General features: G+C 71.4%; 16 protein-coding genes. 7 read left to right on the forward strand and 9 right to left on the reverse strand.

Annotation, left to right across the window (positions count from 1 at the left end; all coding sequences use genetic code 11):
• Positions 1-37: 37 nt before the first annotated feature.
• The 5 genes from ACFZB9_RS28995 (at position 38) to trxA (ending at position 5454) form a co-directional block, all read left to right on the forward strand.
• Positions 38-2005: a serine/threonine protein kinase gene (locus tag ACFZB9_RS28995; protein ID WP_391451981.1), complete on the forward strand. Its 1968-nt coding sequence runs from the start codon at positions 38-40 to the stop codon at positions 2003-2005.
• 90 nt (positions 2006-2095) lie between these two features.
• A complete protein-coding gene (gene sigM / locus ACFZB9_RS29000; RefSeq protein ID WP_391451983.1) occupies positions 2096-2869 on the forward strand; it encodes an RNA polymerase sigma factor SigM in 774 nt (257 codons plus the stop codon).
• Positions 2866-3846: a hypothetical protein gene (locus ACFZB9_RS29005; protein WP_391451986.1), complete on the forward strand. Its 981-nt coding sequence runs from the start codon at positions 2866-2868 to the stop codon at positions 3844-3846. The genes sigM and ACFZB9_RS29005 overlap by 4 nt, the downstream gene beginning before the upstream one ends.
• 156 nt (positions 3847-4002) lie before the next feature.
• Positions 4003-4977 carry a thioredoxin-disulfide reductase gene (gene trxB / locus ACFZB9_RS29010; protein WP_391451988.1) on the forward strand — a complete coding sequence of 325 codons (975 nt, stop codon included), beginning with the start codon at positions 4003-4005 and terminating at the stop codon, positions 4975-4977.
• A 132-nt stretch (positions 4978-5109) separates the two neighbouring features.
• Positions 5110-5454 (forward strand): thioredoxin, encoded by a 345-nt coding sequence (gene trxA, locus ACFZB9_RS29015; protein ID WP_391451989.1) that lies wholly within the window; start codon positions 5110-5112, stop codon positions 5452-5454.
• 77 nt (positions 5455-5531) lie between these two features.
• Here the strand turns inward: trxA and ACFZB9_RS29020 are convergent, their stop codons facing one another.
• The 9 genes from ACFZB9_RS29020 to rpmH form a co-directional block, all read right to left on the reverse strand.
• Positions 5532-6149: a GNAT family N-acetyltransferase gene (locus ACFZB9_RS29020; RefSeq protein ID WP_391451990.1), complete on the reverse strand. Its 618-nt coding sequence runs from the start codon at positions 6147-6149 to the stop codon at positions 5532-5534.
• Between the two features lie 177 nt (positions 6150-6326).
• Positions 6327-7406, reverse strand: a complete 1080-nt coding sequence (locus ACFZB9_RS29025) for a ParB/RepB/Spo0J family partition protein (RefSeq protein WP_391451991.1) — start codon at positions 7404-7406, stop codon at positions 6327-6329.
• Positions 7403-8497: a ParA family protein gene (locus tag ACFZB9_RS29030; RefSeq protein ID WP_391452126.1), complete on the reverse strand. Its 1095-nt coding sequence runs from the start codon at positions 8495-8497 to the stop codon at positions 7403-7405. Before ACFZB9_RS29030 ends, ACFZB9_RS29025 begins: the two co-directional genes overlap by 4 nt.
• Before the next feature lie 172 nt (positions 8498-8669).
• Positions 8670-9440 (reverse strand): 16S rRNA (guanine(527)-N(7))-methyltransferase RsmG, encoded by a 771-nt coding sequence (gene rsmG, locus ACFZB9_RS29035; RefSeq protein WP_391451992.1) that lies wholly within the window; start codon positions 9438-9440, stop codon positions 8670-8672.
• Between the two features lie 174 nt (positions 9441-9614).
• The gene (locus ACFZB9_RS29040; protein WP_391451994.1) at positions 9615-10154 is read right to left on the reverse strand and encodes a protein jag; all 540 of its coding nucleotides are present in this window, start codon (positions 10152-10154) and stop codon (positions 9615-9617) included.
• A gap of 78 nt (positions 10155-10232) precedes the next feature.
• The gene (yidC, locus tag ACFZB9_RS29045; RefSeq protein WP_391451996.1) at positions 10233-11408 is read right to left on the reverse strand and encodes a membrane protein insertase YidC; all 1176 of its coding nucleotides are present in this window, start codon (positions 11406-11408) and stop codon (positions 10233-10235) included.
• Positions 11409-11411: 3 nt separating this feature from the next.
• On the reverse strand, positions 11412-11813 hold the full coding sequence (gene yidD, locus ACFZB9_RS29050; protein WP_327067997.1) for a membrane protein insertion efficiency factor YidD: 402 nt from the start codon (positions 11811-11813) through the stop codon (positions 11412-11414).
• Entirely contained in the window at positions 11810-12235 is a 426-nt protein-coding gene (rnpA, locus tag ACFZB9_RS29055) for a ribonuclease P protein component (protein WP_391451998.1), read from the reverse strand. The genes yidD and rnpA overlap by 4 nt, the downstream gene beginning before the upstream one ends.
• A gap of 18 nt (positions 12236-12253) precedes the next feature.
• A complete protein-coding gene (gene rpmH, locus ACFZB9_RS29060; protein ID WP_148643823.1) occupies positions 12254-12391 on the reverse strand; it encodes a 50S ribosomal protein L34 in 138 nt (45 codons plus the stop codon).
• 575 nt (positions 12392-12966) lie between these two features.
• Here rpmH and dnaA point away from each other — a divergent pair.
• Together dnaA and dnaN are read left to right on the forward strand one after the other, a co-directional pair.
• Entirely contained in the window at positions 12967-14994 is a 2028-nt protein-coding gene (gene dnaA, locus ACFZB9_RS29065; protein ID WP_391452000.1) for a chromosomal replication initiator protein DnaA, read from the forward strand.
• 1002 nt (positions 14995-15996) lie between these two features.
• Complete coding sequence (gene dnaN, locus ACFZB9_RS29070) at positions 15997-17127, forward strand: DNA polymerase III subunit beta (RefSeq protein ID WP_391452002.1); 1131 nt, start codon at positions 15997-15999, stop codon at positions 17125-17127.
• The last annotated feature ends 39 nt before the right edge of the window (positions 17128-17166 follow it).

Raw genomic sequence — 17166 nt, forward strand, 5'->3', positions numbered from 1 at the left:
TGCCGGACCGGGCGCTACAAGGGGAGGCAGGACGACGGTGGCTGATCGCACCAAGGATCGCACCAAGGCAGTCGTCGACCGTGCGGAGGCCAAAGCTCCGGGCGAGTCCCCGAACGAGGCCACCGGCGAGATCACCGCGCCGCTCTCCACCGCCGAGATCGCCGCGGAACTGGCCGACCAGCCGGTTGCCGGCGAGAGCGCCGGTGGCGACGGCGAGTCGGGCACCACCAAGGTGATGCCGCTGCCCGCCGGCGCGAACAGCGCCACCCAGGTGCTGCCACTGCCCGGCGCCGGCCGGGGCCCGGCCGAGGACCTCGCCGAGGCCGCCGGGGAAGACGCCAAGGAGGCGTCGGAGGCCCCGGAGCTCGACTCCGAGGCCGACTCCGAAGCCGACTCCGAAGCCGAGCTGGACTCCGGCTACGACGCGGAGGTGCCCGACGACCATCTCCCGGTCCCGGAGCGCCACAGCGGCGACAAGATCGCGGGCCGCTACCGGCTGGAGGAGCGCATCTCCCAGTCGACGGCCTTCAGCAGTTGGCGGGCCGTGGACGAGAAGCTGCGCCGCGCGGTCGGCGTCCACCTGCTCGCGGCCGGCAGCAAGCGCGCCGAGGGCGTACTGGCCGCCGCCCGCTCCGCCGCCCTGCTCGGCGACCCGCGCTTCGTCCAGGTGCTCGACGCGGTCCAGGAAGGCGAACTGGTCTACGTGATCCGGGAGTGGCTGCCGGGCGCCACCGACCTGGCCACGTTGCTCGCCCCGGGCCCGATGGAGCCCTACGACGCCTACCAGATGGCCCGTCAGGTCACCGACGCCATCGCCGCCGCGCACCGCAGCGGCCGCTCGCACCTGCGGCTGACCCCGCGCTGCGTACTGCGCACCGACACCGGCCAGTACCGGATCAACGGGGTGGCGGTCGACGCGGCGCTGCGCGGGCTGCCCGACCGGGACGCCGAGCTGACGGACACCCGGGCGATCGGCACCCTGCTGTACGCCGCGCTCACCCACCACTGGCCGCACCCGGAGAACCGCTACGACCTCCCCGGCCTGCCCGAGGGCAGCCCGCCGGCCCCGCCGGCGCAGCTGCGGCCCGACGTCCACCAGGGTCTGGCCGACCTGGCCATGCGCGTGCTGTCGGATCCGCCGCCGCGCGGCCTGGTACCGATCACCTCACCGGCCGCGCTGGCCACGGAGATCGCCCTGCTGCCCAAGATCCGGCAGCCCGCACCGGAGCAGTCGGCCACCGAACGGGCCGTGCCCCGCTACCCGGCGCCGGTGCGCCCGGACAACCGCACCCAGGTGCTGCGGCCCGTTCCGCCGGGCGGCCACCGCCCCGCTCCCGCCCCGCTCCCGCAACCGGCCCCCGCCGCGCCGGCCCCGCGGCCGCGCCGGCGACGAGCCAAGCAGGTGCTCCAGTGGACGGTCTCCGTGGTGCTGCTGGGCGCGATCGGCTACGGCTCCTGGGAGTTGGCCGGCCGCCTGGGGACAACCACGCAGAAGCAGGCGCTCGGCACCAGCGGCGGCGCCGGTGTGGTGTCCTCGGCCTCGCCCTCCGCCAAGCCGCCCACGGCGCTGCAGATCGCCCAGATCCAGTCGTTCAACCCCTTCGGCAGTGGCCCGATGCACCCGGAGCTGATCTCCGAGATCAACAGCGGCAACCCGGACGGCGCCTGGCAGACCCAGGGCTACTTCTCCGATCTGCCCACCATCGGCCACGGCACCGGCCTGCTGGTCGACCTGGGCTCGGCCAAGTCGGTCAGCTCGATCGAGGTCCAGTTCCTCGGCACCACCAGCGCCGAACTGCGGGTGCCCAGCGCCTCCGGCGGCAGTGCCCCGAGCACCCTCGACGGCTTCGGCCAGCCACTGGCCAACGCCACCGGAACGGACGCCCGGTTCCAGCTGACCGCGCCGGTCACCTCCCGTTACCTCTTGATCTGGCTGACCAGCCTCCCCAAGGATAGGGACGGCAGTTACCGCGGCCAGGTGTCCGAGATCAAGGTCTCCGGCTGATTGCGGCGCCGGGTCGCCACAGCGCGTCCCGGCCGCGCATGAGGCCCACCGGCACCTGAGCGCGGCCAGGGGCATCCGAGGGGCAGGCAGATGGCAGGACCGGCGCGACCAGAGCCGCCCGAGGCCGGCGAGCAGAGCGACGCCGAGCTGCTGGCCCGGCACGTCGCCGGGGACCAGGCGGCCTTCGGCCGGCTGGTGCACCGTCACCGGGACCGACTGTGGGCGGTCGCCCTGCGGACCCTGGGCGACCGCGAGGAGGCCGCCGACGCGCTGCAGGACGCCCTGATCTCGGCACTGCGCGCCGCACACACCTTCCAGGGCCGCTCGGCCGTCACCACCTGGCTGCACCGGATCGTGGTCAACGCCTGCCTGGACCGGGCCCGGCGGGCCGGCAGCCGGCGCGCCGGATCGCTGGACGAGGAACCGGGCCGGCTCGACACCCTGGTGCCCGCCGCCGAGCCCACCGACGCCCTGGTGATCCGGCAGGAGCTGCGCCGCGAGCTCGGCGCGGCCCTGGCCGAGCTGCCGGCCGAGCAGCGGGCCGCGCTGGTCCTGGTCGACATGCAGGGCTATCCGGTGGCCGAGGCCGCCGAACTGCTGGGCGTTCCGGTGGGCACGGTGAAGAGCCGCTGCGCCCGGGGCCGGGCCCGGCTGCTGCCACTGGTGCGCCACCTGCGGGCGGGCGCCGAGCCGGGTGAGGGGCCGCCGGGCACCGCCGCGGGTGATGTTTCACGTGAAACACCGCCCGGCACACCCGCGGCCGGTCCACCGGGGAACCGACCGGGCACCGCGTCCGTCCCATCGCGGGGTCCTGGCATCCCCGCCCAAGATCCGAGCCTGGAAGGAGACGCGACGCCCCGATGACGAACCAGACCCCCGACCCCGTCGAGTCGGCGCCGACCGCCTCCCATCCCAGCGTCGACCAGCTGGCCGACCTGCACGAGGACCTGCTGGGCCCCGCCGAGGCGGCCGGTCTGTGGAACCACCTGGCCGGCTGTGCCGACTGCTCGGACACCCTGGCGACGCTGACCGAGCTGACCGGGCTGCTGGCGGACGACGAGCCGCCCGTGATGCCGGCCGATGTCGCCCTGCGGATCGACGCCGCGCTGACCGCGGCGATCACCGAGCAGGCCCCGCCCGCTGCCCAGGCCACGCCCACCGCCGCACCCACCACACCCGCCACGACCGCCACCGCACCCGGCAGGCCGGCCGTCGCCGCGCCGCCCGGTACCGCGCGCCGGCCCACCGGGCCCGGGCCCAGCGGCCCCGGGCGCACCCGACCGCGCCGTGGCCGGGCCCGGCTGCTGGCGGCCGCCGTCACCTGCCTCGCGATCCTCGGCGGCGGCACCGCGGCCGTACTGGTCGGCACCGGGAACCCCGGGACCAGCTCCGCACAGGCCCCCGCCACGGCCGACGGTCCCGCCCCCTATGCCACCTCGAACACACCGACGCCCCAGCACCCCGGCAGCGCCTCGCCCCTCGCCCCGGCCGGTCCCGCGTTCACCGCCGACGGGCTGCCCGACCAGCTCCGGGCACTGCTGCCCGCCGGCCCCGGCAACCTGCCGCACGCCAGCAGCGAGCAGGCCGTGCCCGACCACGCCTCTCCCGCGGCGACCACACTGCCCGCCTGCGTCGAGTCCGCCGTCACCGGCCACCAGGGCGAGCAGCCACTGCTGGTGACGCACGGCAGCTTCCAGGGCGCTCCGGTGGACGTCTACGTCTTCCGGATCAGCGACGATCCGGCGCACCTGGACGTCTATCTGCTCGCCGCCGGCTGCGCCACCACCGCCCCCAACTCGCCCGCCACGGTTCGCCTCCAGGAGGGGATCCCGGCCCATTGAACACGCTCGCGGGGGCGCCACGGCCGTCCGATGGGCGGCCGCTGGTACACCAGGACCTGGGAATGCGCGACACTGGTGAGTCGTTGTCCCGGGCGGCGGAGCAGGACCGCCACCCTCCCCGCCTGGCGCGGGTCGCGATGCGAACCAGGAGATTCAGTGAGCGACGTCCGTAACGTGATCATCATCGGTTCCGGCCCGGCCGGTTACACGGCTGCGCTCTACACCGCGCGCGCTTCCCTCAAGCCGCTGGTCTTCGAAGGAGCCGTCACCGCCGGTGGCGCGCTGATGAACACCACCGAGGTGGAGAACTTCCCCGGCTTCCGGGACGGCATCATGGGCCCCGAGCTCATGGACAACATGCGCGGCCAGGCCGAGCGGTTCGGCGCCGAGCTGGTCCCGGACGACGTCGTCGCGGTCGACCTCACCGGCGACATCAAGACGGTCACCGACTCCGAGGGCGTCGTGCACCGGGCCCATGCCGTGATCGTCACCACCGGCTCCCAGCACCGCAAGCTCGGCCTGCCCCGGGAGGACGCGCTCTCGGGCCGCGGCGTCTCCTGGTGCGCCACCTGCGACGGCTTCTTCTTCAAGGACCAGGACATCGCGGTGGTCGGCGGCGGTGACACCGCGCTGGAGGAGGCCACCTTCCTCTCCCGCTTCGCCAAGTCCGTCACCGTCGTGCACCGCCGGGCCGAGCTGCGCGCCTCCAAGGCGATGCAGGAGCGCGCCTTCGCCGACCCGAAGATCAGCTTCGCCTGGGACAGCGCCGTCGAGGCCGTCCACGGCGACCCGAAGCTGACCGGTGTGACCCTGCGGGACACCACCACCGGCGAGCTGCGCGAGCTGCCGGTCACCGGCCTGTTCATCGCGATCGGCCACGACCCGCGCACCGAGCTCTTCAAGGGCCAGCTGGAGCTGGACGCCGAGGGCTACCTCAAGGTGGACGCCCCCACCACCCGCACCAACATCCCCGGCGTCTTCGGTGCCGGCGACGTGGTCGACCACACCTACCGCCAGGCGATCACCGCGGCCGGCACCGGCTGCGCCGCCGCCCTGGACGCCGAGCGCTACCTCGCCCACCTGGCCGACGCGGCCGGGCAGGAGAGCCAGGCCGCCGCCGTCGCGGTCTGACCTCCCGGCACCGCCCCTTCGTGGCGGGGTGTTTCACGTGAAACACCCCGGCCGCGAAACAGAATCCACCGGTGCGTTGTTGTCCCGGTCGGAGCACCCAGCACCACCCCGTATGCGACCTTAGGAGTTCCCGTGGCCGGCGCCACCATAACCGTGACCGACGCGACCTTCGACAGCGATGTCCTCAAGAGCGACAAGCCCGTGATCGTGGACTTCTGGGCCGAATGGTGCGGCCCGTGCCGCCAGGTCGCCCCCGTGCTGGAGGCCGTCGCCGAGGAGTACGGCGACCAGCTCACCATCGCCAAGCTCAACGTCGACGAGAACCAGGCCGTCCCCGCGCAGTACGGCATCGTCTCGATCCCGACCATGAACGTCTACGTCAAGGGCGAGCTCGTCAAGAGCATCGTCGGCGCCAAGCCGAAGGCCGCCCTGCTGCGCGACCTCGACGGCATCATCACGGTGAAGACCGCCGGCTGAGCCGACGGCACCACACGCCGGAGGGCGGCCCCTGTGGGGGCCGCCCTCCGGCGTTGCGGGCCGGCACCCCGGCCGCGTCAGAACGGCCGCAGTGCGGGCTCCTTGCGCCCGGCACCGAGCAGCCGCTCCAGCGCCCCCTCCGCACCGCCCTTCCAGGAGACGGTGGCGCGTGCCTCCAGCCGCAGGCGTGGATAGCGGTGGTGCGGGCGCACCGTCTTGAACCCGACCGCCAGCAGGTGCTCGGCCGGGAGCAGGCAGCTCGACCGCTCGCCGCCAGCCGCCCCGAAGGCCTCGATCGCCCGGAACCCGCGCCCCAGCAGGTCCTTGGCCACCGCTTGCACCAGCACCCGCCCGATTCCCTGCCCCTGATAGCCCGGCAGCACCCGACTGATCATCAGCTGGACGGCGTCAGGGGAGACCGGGCTCGTCGGAAAGGACTGCGAGCGCGGCACATAGGCCGGCGGCGCGTAGAGCACGAACCCGGCCGGCTCCTGGTCGACGTAGACCAGCCGCCCGCAGGATCCCCACTCCAGCAGCGCCGCGGAGATCCACCCCTCCTTCTCCGCCGCCGCCTTCCCGCTGTCCACCGCCTCCCGGCCGCGCACCGGATCGAGCTCCCAGAAGACACAGGAGCGGCAGGGCGCGGGCAGATCCCCCAGGTTGTCCAGCGTCAGGGGGACGATCCTGCGACCCATACGGCACACCTCCTCGTTCGGTTCCTCCCCCGGGGGGCAGCGGCCAACCAGCACAACCGGCGCACTCTTCCCCAGGACCCGTACAGACACCGGTGGGTGCATGTTTCACGTGAAACATGCACCCACCGGTCCAGCATGCCCGTCCTCGGCCCGGCCCTGGGCTCGGGCTCGCCGGGCTCAGCTCTGCGAGAGCCGCAGCCCGTCCTCCCCCGGCGCCAGGCTGTCCAGGATCCGGTTGAGGTCCTCCACCGAGGCGAACTCCAGGACCACCTTGCCCTTGCCCAGCTTGCCGCCCCGCTGCGAGACCTCGACCTTCACCCGGGTCTCGAACCGGTCGGAGAGCCGCCCCGCCAGGTCGTTGAAGGCCGGCGAGAGGATCTTGCCCGCCTTGGGCCCGGCCGGCTTCGGCTTCTCCTGCGGCTCCAGCAGCTTCACCATCTCCTCGGTGCTGCGCACCGAGAGCCCCTCCGCCACGATCCGCTTGGCCAGTTGCTCCTGCTGCCACTCGGTCGCGACCCCGAGCAGCGCCCGGGCGTGGCCCGCGGTCAGCACGCCGGCGGCCACCCGGCGCTGCACCGCCGGGGAGAGCTTGAGCAGCCGCAGCGTGTTGGACAGGTGCGGGCGGGAGCGGCCGATCCGGTCCGCCAGCTCGTCCTGGGTGCAGCCGAACTCCTCCAGCAGCTGCTGGTAGGCGAAGGCCTCCTCCAGCGGGTTCAGCTCCGCCCGGTGCAGGTTCTCCAGCAGGGCCTCCAGCAACAGCTTGTCGTCCTCGGTGGCCCGCACGATCGCCGGGATCCGCTCCAGCCCGGCCTCCTGGGAGGCCCGCCAGCGCCGCTCACCCATGATCAGCTCATAGCGCTCCGGACCGACCTGACGGACCACCACCGGCTGGAGCAGACCCACCTCCTTGATCGAGGTGATCAACTCCGCCAGCTTGTCCTCGTCGAAGACCTGGCGCGGCTGCGCCGGATTGGGCGTGATCGCGTCGAGCGGCAGCTCGGCGAACCGCACCCCCTCCACCGGCACCAGCTCCGGCCGAGCGATCGAAGCCGCCCGCGCCGCCACCGTGCCGCGCCCCGCCGGCAGCACCGGCACCGCGCTGGGCGAGACCGCTCCGGTCGCCAGCACCGGCGCTCCGCCGGGCGCCACCGGCCGCTCGGCGGCGGCGGTCGTGGCCGCCGCCCCGGCGGGCGCCGAAGCACCGGCTGCCGGGATCAGCGCACCCAGCCCACGACCCAGACCCCTGCGACCACTCACCGATTGCCCTCCATCGTGCTGTGCTGTGCCGTCGGCGTCGCCTGCGCGCCGATCGTGTGTCGGTGGTGTCCCACCGCGTCCAGGGCCTCGGCCGCCGCCTGCTCCACCGCGGTGGCCGGGCCCTCCAGGCCCACCGCCCGCAGCGCCAGCTCCCGAGCGGCCTCCAGGTAGGAGAGCGCACCGGTGGAGCCGGGATCGTAGGTGAGCACCGTCTGCCCGTAGCTCGGTGCCTCCGAGATCCGCACCGAGCGCGGGATCGCGGTCCGCAGCACCTCGGTGGTGAAGTGGTTGCGCACCTCCTGCGCGACCTGGGCGGCCAGCCTGGTCCGCGCGTCGTACATGGTGAGCAGGATGGTGGAAACGTGCAGCGTCGGGTTCAGGTGCGCCCGCACCAGCTCCACGTTGCGCAGCAGCTGTCCCAGCCCCTCCAGCGCGTAGTACTCGCACTGGATCGGGATCATCACCTCCTGGCCGGCCACCAGGGCGTTGACCGTCAGCAGCCCGAGCGAGGGCGGACAGTCGATCAGGATGTAGTCCAGCGGCTGCTCATAGGCGGCGATCGCCCGCTGCAGCCGGCTCTCCCTGGCCACCAGCGAGACCAGCTCGATCTCCGCACCGGCCAGGTCGATGGTGGCGGGGACGCAGAACAGCCCCTCCACCTCCACCACCGGCTGGACCACGTCGGCCAGCGGCTTGCCCTCCACCAACACGTCGTAGATCGACGGCACCTCGGCATGGTGATCGATGCCGAGCGCGGTGGAGGCATTGCCCTGTGGGTCGAGGTCGATCACCAGGACCCGCAGTCCGTGCATGGCCAGCGATGCGGCCATGTTGACGGTGCTGGTGGTCTTCCCCACCCCGCCCTTCTGGTTCGCCACCACGATCACCCGGGTCGCCGGTGGCCGGGGCAGGCCTTCACCCGCCCGCCCCAGCGCCTGCACGGCGGCCTGCGCCGCCCGCGCGATGGGGGTGTCATCGATCTGGTCGATGGTCTCCGAGTCCTGCATGGGGCTCAGTGTTTCACGTGAAACCGGAGCGGCAACAGTCTCCGCCCGGCCACGGCCGAGCCCCCGGCGGAGCCTGAGGTCCAAACTGGCGGGAAGCAACGAGCGACGTTTCACGTGAAACACCATGCCCGCAATGTCGGATATCTGACGGTGCGACACTCCGGATAACGCAAGAGGCCCAACGCAAGAGGCCCCGGAGCGCGATCCGCGCCCCGGGGCCTCCCGGTTTCTGCCATGGGCCGTTCGGCCCGGTCGCTCAGCGCCGGCGACGAGGCCCACCACGGGGCTCCACCGGCCGACCACTGGCCCGACCGGCCCGGGCCGCCTTCGCCCGCCGGGTGGCGGCCTTCACCCCGCCGGGGCTCTCACCGGCCTGCACCTGCACCACCCGGGTCGCGGCGCCCAGCACGCTCTCCCCGACCGGGATCACCGCCCACTCCACCGCGCCGAGCTTGCTGAGTGCCGCCCGCGAGTCGGCCAGCTCCTGCTCGGCGGTGTCCCCCTTGAGCGCCAGCATCTGGCCGTAGGGACGCAGCAGCGGCATCCCCCAGCCGGCCAGCCGGTCCAGCGGAGCCACCGCCCGGGCGGTGACGATCTCCACCGAGACCTTGCCGATCATCTCCTCGGCCCGCCCGCGCAGCACCGTGACGTTGGTCAGCCCCAGCTCCCGCACCACCTCCTCCAGGAAGGTGGTGCGCCGCAGCAGCGGCTCCAGCAGGGTCACCGACACGTCGGGCCGGGCCAGCGCCACCGGGATCCCGGGCAGCCCCGCGCCTGAACCCACATCGCAGAGGGTCGCCCCTTCGGGCAGCAGCTCGGAGAGCACCGCGCAGTTGAGCACATGGCGGTCCCACAGCCGGGGCACCTCCCGCGGACCGATCAGCCCGCGCTGCACCCCCGCCGAGGCCAGCAGCTCGGCGTAACGCTGTGCCGAGGCGAACCGCTCGCCGAAGATCTCCCGCGCCGCCTGCGGCGGCTCGCCCAGACCCTCCGGCACCCCTTCGGCCGCCGCACTCTCCGTCGCCATCTCAGCCTCTCCGCTCACCGAATCCACCGTTAGCACCGTTTCACGTGAAACATCCCACGCCAACTCGAAGTACCGCTCGCGAGGCATCCCCCGCACAGCGCCCCGAGGAGCGACGACCCCGTTCGCACAGCCGCACCGTGCGAACGGGGTCGTCGAGGGATGGAGCCCCGGGCCTCAGCCCGCCAGGACCACGACGCAGCGCTGCGGCTCCTCGCCCTCCGACTCGCTGCGCAGCCCGGCGGCGGCCACCGCATCATGGACGACCTTGCGCTCGAACGGCGTCATCGGCCGCAGCTTGACCGACTCGCCGGTCTGCTGGGCCTGCTCGGCGGCCTTGGCCCCGAGCTCCGCCAGCTCCTCGCGCTTGCGGGCCCGGAAGCCGGCGATGTCCAGCATCAGCCGACTGCGCTCACCGGTCTCCCGGTGCACGGCCAGCCGGGTCAGCTCCTGGAGCGCCTCCAGCACCTCACCGTCCTGGCCCACCAGCCGCTGCAGGGTGCGGTCGTTGCCTTCACCCACGATGGACACCAGGGCCCGGTCACCCTCGACATCCATGTCGATGTCGCCGTCCAGGTCGGCGATGTCCAGCAGGCCTTCGAGGTAGTCGGCCGCGATGTCACCCTCCTGCTCCAGGCGAGCGACCAGGGTGTCCGCCGACTCCTCAGCCGGGGCGGCCGATCCGGCATCGACGGCGGAGGTGGTGCCTTCCGTCACGGGAGGGACTCCTTCACAGACAGGGCCCACGAGTACGGGCCGAAATCGAGGATCGATGGGTTCAGGCGCGGGTGGCGACTACTTCTTCTTGGGTCGCTGACCGCTCTGCTGCGGGCCGCGCTTGGCGCCGCCACCCTGCTTGGTGGCCGGCCGCTTGGCGCCGCCCGAGGTCTGCGCCTTGCCCGCCCCCTGCGCGCTGGGCACCGCGTCCTCGACCTGCGCGTCGGTCTCCGCCGCCGGCTCGTCGTCCGCCTTGGTCTGGTCGGTCTTCACCGGACCACCGTGCACCTGCTGACGCTGGGCCTTGGTCTGCTTGCGCGGCTGCTGGCGACGCACCTGGACCGTCTCGGTCAGCGCGGCCGCGGCCTGCTGCTCGGCGGCCGCCTTCGCCTTGCCCCCGCCGAGGAAGCCGAGCACACCGGCGCCCTTGATGATCGAGCCGTCCGGGTTCAGCCGGCCGGACGCCTTCATCCGCTCCTGCCGCTCGTCCCAGGCCTTGCTGCCCGGCGTCGGGTTGTTGCGGATCACGACCAGCTGCTGGCCCATCGACCAGACGTTGGTGGTCAGCCAGTAGACCAGCACACCGACCGGGAAGTTGATGCCCATCACGGCGAACATGAACGGGAAGACGTACATCAGCATCTTCTGCTGCTGCATGAACGGCGTCTTGACCGTGAGGTCCACGTTCTTGGTCATCAGCTGGCGCTGGGTGACGAACTGCGAGAGCGACATCATCACGATCATCACCGCGGTGACGATCTTGACGTTGGTCTCGGTGGAGTGCACGAAGGTGGCCGACAGCGGGGCGCCGAAGATGTGCGCCTTGCCCGCGCTGGCCAGCAGCGAGCCGTTGATGACGCCGATTTCCTTGTTGTGCGCGACCGAGCTCAGCACCCCGTAGAGGGCGGTGAAGAACGGCATCTGCACCAGGATCGGGAGACAGCTCGAGAAGGGGTTGGTGCCCGCCTCCTTGTAGAGCTTCATCATCTCTTCGGACTGGCGCTGCTTATCGCTCTTGTAGCGCTCCTGGATGGCCTTCATCTTCGGCTGGATCGCCTGCATGGCCCGGGTCGACTTGATCTGCTTCACGAAAAGCGGGATCAGGCAGATCCGGATCACGATCACCATGGAGGCGATGGCGAGGCCCCAGGCCCAGCCGCTGTCGGCCGGGAAGACATTGCTGTACAGCGCGTGGAATTGGACGATGATCCACGAAACAGCGGTGTAGAGGGGGTTCAGGAAGGACCAGGTCACCGGTCAGACTCCTTGGGCATTGGGCTTGGTCGTCAGGCTTTCGGACATCGGGCCTACCGACGTCTGACCAGCAGCCGTCGAGCCTGAGGTGACCGGGCCGCGGGCCGCGGAGCCGGTCGGCTCCGCACCCGTGGCACTACCGGTCCTGGACTGCACCAGGGTACGAAGCCGCTGGTGCCAAACGGGACGCTTACGCGGCGGCACATGATCCACACCACCCGGGGACCAGGGATTGCACCGAAGGATCCGCCAGCCGGTCAGCACGCTGCCTTTGATCGCACCGTGTGTCCGTACCGCCTCGTAGCCGTAGTGCGAGCACGAGGGGTAGTAGCGGCAGACCGGGCCCAGCAGCGGACTTATCGTCAGCTGGTAGAGCCTGATCAGACCCATCAGCAGGTACTTCATCGCCCTGATCCTCCTCCCGGGGAGGTCGGATCGGTCCGGAGCAGCCGCTTCAGCGCGGCGTCCAGGTCATGTGCAAGATCCAGATACGAGGCCGTCCCCGCTGGGGGCAGCGCCCGTACCACTATCAGGCTACCTGCGGGCAACCGGGCCAGACGCTCGCGGACCAGGTGACGCAGACGACGCTTGACCAGGTTGCGGACCACGGCGGGACCAACAGCCTTGCTCACGACGAAACCCGCACGCGCCGAGGGAGGCCCCTCGGCGACGTGCGGGTGGGAGTCGCTGTACCCGTCTGCCTGACCCACTGGCTCGTCATCTCGTCTGAGATGGACGACCAGCAGGGGCCGACCGGCTCGGCGGCCGCGTTTCACCGCGATCGCGAAGTCCTGGCGCCGCCGCAGCCGATTCTCGGAGGGCAGCACTGCAGACCCTTACGCGGATCAGGCGGAGATGGCGCTGCGGCCCTTGCCACGGCGGGCCGCCAGGATGGCGCGGCCGGCGCGGGTACGCATCCGCAGCCGGAAGCCGTGGGTCTTGGCGCGACGACGGTTGTTCGGCTGGAAGGTGCGCTTGCTCACTCGGGGGCTCCTGGGGTGAATCGTAGGGTGACGATTTGCAAGTTGGCCGTCACCGTGCGTCCGCGTGATCTCCCCTTCGTCCTGGGAAATCCGGCCCGAATCCCCAGGTCTGCTGGGTTTGAGGCAATCCACGGCGCCCGTGCTGCGCGCCTTCTGGAAGCGGGGCGGACCCGCGGACATGCGGCAGCGGCCATCGACAACTCGACCTGGTTACGGTACGCGGCGAGAAGGCCGAGGGTCAAACCGGCATCCGATCGGCCCGGCCGCACAAGGATTCCCGGCCCACGCGCTGCGCGGATCGGGCCGGGTCGCGCGGCGGATCGGCCTGGGTCGCGCACGGGTCGGCCCGCATCACACACAGCTCGGCCCGCGTCACGCACGGATCGACCCGCGTCACGCACAGATCGACCCGCTCATACACAGGCTGTGGACAACAACTTGAATCAGCTCTGCCCGCTGACTACCGTTGCAGGACTTGTCTGGTTTTGTTCATCGACCTGAGCCAGCCCCACATCCTGACGCCCCAGATCCTGACCAGGACCACCCCCTTCGGGGGAACGAGAAAGCGTGCACCAGTGGCTGATGTCAACAGCGACCTCGTCCCCGCCTGGGCGAAGGTCGTCGAGCGGCTGGTCAACGACACCTCGGTCGGTGACAAGGACAAACTCTGGGTGCAGCGCACCCAGCCGATGTGGATGATGCACGACACCGCGCTGCTGGCCGCCCCGAACGAGTGGGCCAAGCAGGTGCTGGAGGGCCGGCTGCTGCCGCAGCTGACCGACGGGCTCAGCCAGCAGTTCGGCCGCCCGGTGCGGATCGCCGTGATGGTGGACGCCAATGCCGTGCCGCCCAGCCCCGTGCCGGCCGCGATGGAGCCCGAGCCGCAGCCCACCGAGGCCCGGCCGGCCCCCGAACGTTCGAACATCGAGCCGAGGCCGGCCACCGAGCCGTCCCCCCACGCCGGGCCCCAGCCACAGGGCTGGCCCGGCGCCCCCCAGCCGCCGCGCGACTACCCAGGCCGGGGCTACCGCGAGCAGTCCTACGAGGGCGGCTACGGCTACGGCGAGCCGTACGACGGCTACCAGGAGCAGCCCTACCAGCAGCAGCAACAGCCGTGGGGACCGCCCCGGCCGGAGAACGGCGGGGGCTACCCGACCCCCGGCTACCCGGCGCAGACCTACCAGGAACGCGGCTACCGCGACTGGAATGACCGGGAGAACGAGTCCGCCGGGCCGCGCCCGGGCGGGCCGGGGCAGCCCGGTGGCGAGCACGCCCAGGGCGACCTGTTCGGCGGCGCCTACGACTCCACCGGCGAGGACCCGCGCCCGCGTGGCGCGGGTCACCCCCCGCGCCCGGGCCAGGGTCCGCGCCGCGACCTGCCGCCCGCCATCCGCCCCGCCGGCGACCAGGACCGTCCGGGCCAGGGTGCCCAGAGCTCCGGCGCGCTGCCGCCGGAGAACGACCGCCCCACCACCGCGCTGCCCGAGCGGGTCGCCGACCGCACCCCGGTCCCCGGTGTGCCGGCCCCGCCCGGCGCCCCCTCGGCGGACAGCGGCCGCAAGGACGAACCGGCCGCCCGGCTGAACCCCAAGTACCTGTTCGACACCTTCGTCATCGGCGCCAGCAACCGGTTCGCGCACGCGGCCGCGGTGGCGGTGGCCGAGGCTCCGGCCAAGGCCTACAACCCGCTCTTCATCTACGGCGAGTCCGGCCTGGGCAAGACCCACCTGCTGCACGCCATCGGCCACTACTCGCGCAGCCTCTTCCCCGGCACCCGGGTGCGGTACGTGAGTTCGGAGGAGTTCACCAACGAGTTCATCAACTCGATCCGGGACGGCAAGGCGGACGCGTTCCGCAAGCGCTACCGGGACATGGACATCCTGCTGGTCGACGACATCCAGTTCCTGGCGAGCAAGGAGTCGACGCAGGAGGAGTTCTTCCACACCTTCAACACCCTGCACAACGCCAACAAGCAGATCGTCCTCTCCTCCGACCGGCCGCCCAAGCAGCTGATCACCCTGGAGGACCGGCTGCGCAACCGGTTCGAGTGGGGCCTGATCACCGACGTCACCCCGCCCGAGCTGGAGACCCGGATCGCGATCCTGCGCAAGAAGGCGATCCAGGAACGGCTCAACGCCCCTGCCGACGTCCTGGAGTTCATCGCCTCCCGGATCACCCGCAACATCCGGGAGTTGGAGGGCGCGCTGATCCGGGTGACCGCCTTCGCCAACCTCAACCGCTCGCCGGTTGACCTGGAGTTGGCCGGCATCGTGCTCAAGGACCTGATCCCGGGCGGGGACGAGGACGCGGGGCCGGAGATCACCGCGCAGGTGATCATGCAGCAGACCGCCGCGTACTTCGGGCTCACCGTGGAGGACCTCTGCGGCTCCTCCCGCAGCCGGGTGCTGGCGACGGCCCGTCAGATCGCCATGTACCTCTGCCGCGAGCTGACCGACCTCTCCCTGCCGAAGATCGGCGCCCAGTTCGGCGGCCGCGACCACACCACGGTGATGCACGCGGACCGCAAGATCCGCTCGCTGATGGCCGAGCGGCGCTCGCTGTACAACCAGGTCACCGAGCTGACCAACCGCATCAAGAGCTAGAGCTGTCAGGGCCCTTGAAGGGGCCGCCAGGAACCTCCACCGAGGCCCCTGGCGGCCCCTTCGGCGTTCCCGGTCCCGTCCGCCGGGTGGCACCGGTCAATCGCGCCCGATGTACGCCAACCGAGTGTGTGAAACGCACCGCGCCGGGGAAGGCTCGCACCAGCTGACGATCCACCAAGCTCCGGCCCCGATCGCACATCTGACCAGCGATTCGAACAGCGAGGGCCCGCGGAGGCGTTGTCCACAGCGACGGGTGTTTTTCCCCGTCCACAGCGTGGGGATCACCGAGTTATCCCGAATTTCTCCACAGCCCGCCCACCGCTACGCTCTTCGCCGCAGGTCAGCCGCCTGTGTACTTGTGCACAACAGTTATCCACAGCATGTGGACAGCTGGCGGGCCGTCAACCGGCGCCGAGAGTTGTCCACCGGCTGTCCCCAGGCGAGGGGCGATTATCCCCAGCTTCTCCACAGCGCTATCCACTGTTCGACAACGGACAAGCCCTGTTCATCGCCCGGTGTGAAAGGCGTCACGAGAAGTTGACCGGCGCACGTGGATAACCCGGTCCGAATCTGGGGACGGCCCTGGGGAAAACCTGTGGATACCCTCGGTGGCCTGTGAGTAACGCTCCGCTGTCCACAGCGGCACCAGGTTTTCCACTGCCGCGGTCCACACCCAGTGTGGACAAAAAACCTGCTCTGACCTGCGGAAACGGGGTTATCCACGGTATCCACAGGCCCTACTACTACCACTACACCTAGAGACCCATGGATTGGCTCAACAGCGGGGTGCGCCGAAAACTGTGGACAACCGGACCCCGACATCTGTTCGGCCTCCTTCCGCCCGTCGGCCTCGAGTGTCGGCCGAGTACGTCAGACTGTCCTTCGGCACCTGGAGCCGAGGCGGGCTCGGCTCGCTGCTCCAGTGGCCCCGGGCGCCGGACCAGGTGCCAGAAGACGATCAAGAGCTGCAAGCGACTGCAGGACCTCAGGAGGCGGTGACCGGTGAAGTTCCGGGTGGAACGTGACGTCCTCGCGGAGGCGGTGGCCTGGGCTGCTCGCAGCCTCCCGGCGCGGCCGCCGGTGCCGGTGCTGGCCGGCCTGCTGCTGACCGCCCAGGACGGCAGCCTGGCGCTGTCCGGCTTCGACTACGAGGTCTCGGCCCGGGTCGAGCTGGACGCCGACGTCGAGGAGTCGGGCACCGTGCTGGTCTCCGGCCGGCTGCTCAACGACATTGCCCGCAACCTTCCCAACAGGCCTGTGGAGATCTCCACCGACGGCCAGCGGGTCAGCGTGGTCTGCGGCAGCTCCCGCTTCACCCTGCCGACTCTGCCGGTGGACGAGTACCCGACGCTGCCGCAGATGCCCACCGCCACCGGCACGGTCTCCGGCGACGTCTTCGCCTCGGCCGTCAGCCAGGCCGCGGTGGCCGCCGGCCGCGACGACACGCTGCCGGTGCTCACCGGTGTCCGGGTCGAGATCGAGGGCGACAAGATCACCCTGGCCGCCACCGACCGCTACCGCTTCGCGGTCCGCGAGCTGCTGTGGAAGCCCGAACAGCCGGACATCTCGGCGGTCGCGCTGGTCCCGGCCCGCACCCTGCAGGACATCGCCAAGTCGCTGGGCAGTGGCGACACCGTCTCGATCGCGCTCTCCTCGGGTGGCGCGGGCGAGGGCCTGATCGGCTTCGAGGGCGCCGGGCGGCGTACCACCACCCGGCTGCTGGAGGGCGACTTCCCGAAGTTCCGCACCCTCTTCCCGACCGAGTTCAACGCCGAGGCCTCGGTCCAGACCCAGCCGTTCCTGGAGGCGCTCAAGCGCGTCTCGCTGGTCGCCGAGCGCAACACCCCGGTGCGACTGAGCTTCGAGCAGGGCGTGCTGACCCTGGAGGCCGGCTCGGGCGACGACGCCCAGGCCACCGAGCGGATCGACGCGGACCTTGAGGGCGACGACATCTCGATCGCCTTCAACCCCGGCTACCTGGAGGAGGGCCTGAAGGCCATCGACTCCGCGTACGCCAACCTGTGCTTCACCACCTCCACCAAGCCGGCTCTGCTCAAGGGCAAGGCGGCGGTGGACGCCGAGGTCGACGAGGCCTACCAGTACCTGATCATGCCGGTGCGCCTGAGCGGCTGACCGCCGCCCGAACCGGTCGGGACCTGACGACGTGGGTGG

It is taken from the genome of Kitasatospora sp. NPDC008050, from assembly GCF_042957465.1.
Lineage (GTDB): Bacteria > Actinomycetota > Actinomycetes > Streptomycetales > Streptomycetaceae > Kitasatospora.